We start from the raw sequence: 3900 nt of genomic DNA, 5'->3' as shown, positions 1-3900 counted from the left end.
GCGCTCGTACTCCTGGTCGATGCCCGCCGTCACGGCGATGTTCTCGGCCTGCAGGGTGATGTCTTGCTCGGCGTCCAGTGTCGAGGCGTGGATGTGCACCAGGCCGCCGGACTGGATCTGGATGTTCTGGCCGCTGAGTTCGTTGCCCACCGTGGTCAGCGTTTCCTCGGTGTGGGTTTTGGTCGTGGTCTTCTTATTGAACGTACCGCCGGACGTGGAGACCGTCTTTTCGTAGCTGTAGTCGCGCTCGGTGGCGGCGTACAGCAGCACATCACCCTCAGCGGCCAGGCTCAGCGTGCCTTGCGCCGACAGGCTGGAGGCCGTGGAAACAAAGTCACCGCCGCTGCGGATGCTCAAGTTGCCACCTGCGTCCAGCTCATTGCCCGTGACGGTGGTGCTGGCGTGCTCCTCCCGATTGCGCCCCGAGCGGGAAGCGCTTTCCGAGCTGTCCACCACCTCGGCCAGCGTCACATCGCCCTTCGCGGCCAGGGCCATGTCGCCATCGGCCTGGAAGCTCGTGCCTTCGCTGAGCAGGTTGCCACCGGCCTGGATGGTCAGGTTGCCACCGGCTTGCAACTGGTTGGTCAGGTGATCGACCTCCTTGCTGTAAGTGCTGCCGATCTGGCTCTCGGTCACCGTTTCCAGGGCCTTGAACTCCACGTCTCCCCCGGCCAGCACGCTCAGCCCATCTTGGGCTTGCAGGCTCGCGCCGGTGAAGCGCGCATCACCCGCCACGTCCATGCTGATGGAGCCACCGCTGATCGTGGCCGTGGTGCCGATCAGGTTGCCGTCGGCCACGGTTTCGACCACCAGATCACCGCCCACCTTCAGGCCCAGGCCGCCCTGGGCCGTGATGGCGCCACTCAGGTTGTAGAGGTCACCGCCGGTTTCGATGGACAGCGCCTCGCCCGACTGGATGGTGCCGCTGTTGCTCAGGCCTCCCGCCACGTTCAACGTCATGCTGCCGCCCGAGGCCATCAAGGAACCGTCCGCGCGCAGCACGATGTTGTCGTTGTGGCCCAGGTAAACCTTCGGCACCAGGGCGGTTTGCACGCCGTAAGCCGTCTCGAAGCGCTCCAGCACCATCCAGACGATGGGCTCTTGCAACTGGGCGATTTGCTCGGGCGTCAGGGCCACGCCGGGCGACAGGCTCAGGGCCTGGGCCTGGTCCAGTGCGTTCTCCATCAAACCGACGTACTGTTGCTCCAGGCTGTCGTAGCCGTCCAGGTACTGGAAGCCGGTCTGGCTCAACAACTGGTCACGCACCAGGCGCTGTTCGACAAAGCCGTCGCCCAGGCGCTTGGGGGTCTCGGCGAAGTCGAAGTCCAGCTTGTCCAGGATGTAGTCGGACGAGATGAAGGTCTTGTAGCTGGTCAGACGCGGATCGGTCTCGACCAGGTAGGGATGATTGGGCGAGTTCGAGGGCTTGACCAGGGCCGAGCTGGGCAGTTGGTAGCCGTCTTGGCCCAGGGTCAAGTTTGGGAGCGTGGCGTCACGGTCGGGGCCTTGGTGACCTGCTGTTTGGTTTTGCACCAAGGCATCGACTTTGTCACCGTTCTTCAGTTCACCGAAATTGACGGTGAGGTTTTTGTTGGCTGAGAAAGTGGCTTCGGCCAGGGTGACCTGAGTCGTACGAGGGTCTTCGTATTCGTCCGGAAGAGGGTAAAAACCCGAAGAACTGCAACTACCTGGGTCGTATTCATAACTATTCTGGATGCAACTGATGTAGCCCGCATCCGTCCGCACTCCCTTGCGGACGACGCTGTTGGTGACGATGTAGTTCTGATTCGCCGCTTGGGCGGACCAGCCTTGCGCCGTCAAATCACCACCTGCACTGATGGTGGAGTATTTGTTTTCCAGACTGTCCTTCACTTCCAGCGTCATGTCCCCGCCTGAAAGTATCAACCCTGGCGCGCTGTCAGCGGTCAACTGGAAGGTTGTGGTGGTTATTGTGTATTCATCGATATAGTCATCCACGTAATCCCACTGCTCACTAACCGGCACATACTTTTGGTAGACATCTCGGTATGACGCGGTATTGACAGTTTTATTGATCGCGAGTGTTTCTCGCTCATTGCGCAGTGTCCCCGCACTGATGTGCAGGTCACCTTCGGCTTCAATCGTGGATGACACGTTGCGCAAGGTCTCCGTCACACGGATGTCCGCATCCCCGAAAGCCAGCAGCACCCCACCCGAGGTGTTGTTCAGGTTTCGGGCCTGCAACGTCATGTCTTGCGCCACCAGCGCGCCCTGGTTGGACAAGGTGCCGCCCGTGGTGAGCTGCAACTCACCTTCCGCGAACATCAGTCCGTCTTTTGTGTTGGTGAACTGCCCTGTCCCCACCGTGATGTCGGTGGCTTGAACAGCCCCCTCGTTCGTCAGCTGGCCCGTGGCCGTGAGGCTGAGTTTCTCGTCGCCTAGCAGCACGGCATTCGCGCTGTTGCTCAGGGTGTTGGCGCTGAGGCTGGCGTTGCGCCCGCCGATCAAGCCGGTGTTGTTCAGCGCCTGGCTGGTCTGCAGCGTCAGGTCCCCATCAATGGCCTGCATCAGACCGGCCTGAGTGACGTTGCCCTGCGCCGTCAGGCTCAGGTTTCGACTCGCCGTCACGCTGCCCTGGTTGCTGACCGCACCAGCGCTGGTGATCTGTAAGTCCCGGTCCGCATAGACCAAGGCATTGTTGGCGTTGCTGACTGAACCTGCCGTGATGCTGGCATTGGTGGCCTGCACGATGCCCTCATTGTTCAGCGCCCCTGCGGTGCTGATGCTCAAGGTGTCTTCGGCCAGCAAGGTGGCCACGCTGCTGTTGCGCACGCTGGCCGCCGTCGCAACAACGTTGCGCCCGCCGGTGGTGCCGGTGTTGTCCAGCGCCGCGTCGGTGTGCAGGGTCAGCGTGCCTTCGCTGGCCTGCGTGGTCCCGGCCAGCGTCAAGGCACCGGTGGCGGACAGGCGGAGGTCTTGCACGGCCGCGAGCTGGCCTTGGTTGACCAGGGTGCCTGCGCTGGTGATGCTGAGTGAGTTACCTGCCACCACGGTACCGCTGCCCGTGTTGCTGACTTGGCCTGCGGTCACGGTGGCGTTGGCCGCCTGGACACGACCCGCGTTGACGAACTGCTGCGCCGTGGTGATGTTCAGCGACTGCTGGGCCAGCAACACGGCGTTCGCTGCGTTGTCGACGGAGGCCGCGTTGATGTTGGCGTTGCCCGTCTGCACCCGGCCTGTGTTGCTCAGCGTTTGCGTGGTCGTGATGTCCAGTTGCTGGCTGGCAGCGAGCAAACCGGTCTGGGCGTTGCGCAGGGACTCGGCTTGGATGTGGGTGTTCGCGGCTTGCACCTGCCCCGCGTTGTCCAGTTGACGCGCGGCGCTGAGGTCCAGGCGCTGCTCGGCGGCGAGCACGGCGCCAGAGGCGTTTTGGATGGTGTTGGCGGACACGTTGACGTTCTTGCCGCTGACCGTGCCGGTGTTGTCCAGCACGTCGCTGGTCTGGATCGTCAGTTGACCCTGCGTGGCCTGCACCAGCCCGGAGTGGGTGATGCGCCCATCCGCCGCCAGCGTGAAATCCTTCTCCGCGATCATCTGGCCCTGGCTGTTGACGCCAAAGCCCTTCTCCGTGCCGACGATGCGGATCACGTTGGCGTACATGCCGCCGATGGCCGCCACGTCCAGCGCCACGCCGGTGGCGGCGGGGTCTGCCCCGGCCAAGGGTGTCGCGGCCAATGTGGCGTGGTCCACCGTGTTGCGCCCCGTCACCAGGTTGAGCTGTTTGGCCCACAGTTCGCCGTTGATGCGGATGGTGCGGCTCAGCAGATCGAGCTGGTCCACATTGGACGCGTTCAGGCCCTGGCCTTCGATGGCGATCTGACCGCCTTCCACCCGGAACCCCGTGAGGCCGCCGTTGGCGCC

Annotated in this window: 1 protein-coding gene; it reads right to left on the bottom strand. The window is 63.2% G+C overall.

The features are described 5' to 3' along the window. Positions 1-3900, bottom strand: a 3900-nt coding sequence (locus tag AZ34_RS09470; protein WP_035607451.1) for a hemagglutinin repeat-containing protein, incomplete at both ends; no start/stop codon positions are given.

Source organism: Hylemonella gracilis str. Niagara R (genome assembly GCF_000600295.1).
Classification (GTDB): Bacteria; Pseudomonadota; Gammaproteobacteria; order Burkholderiales; family Burkholderiaceae_C; genus Hylemonella; species Hylemonella gracilis_A.
Note: the sequence above shows the minus strand (reverse complement) of the source record. Positions and strands in the feature narration are given on the sequence as shown.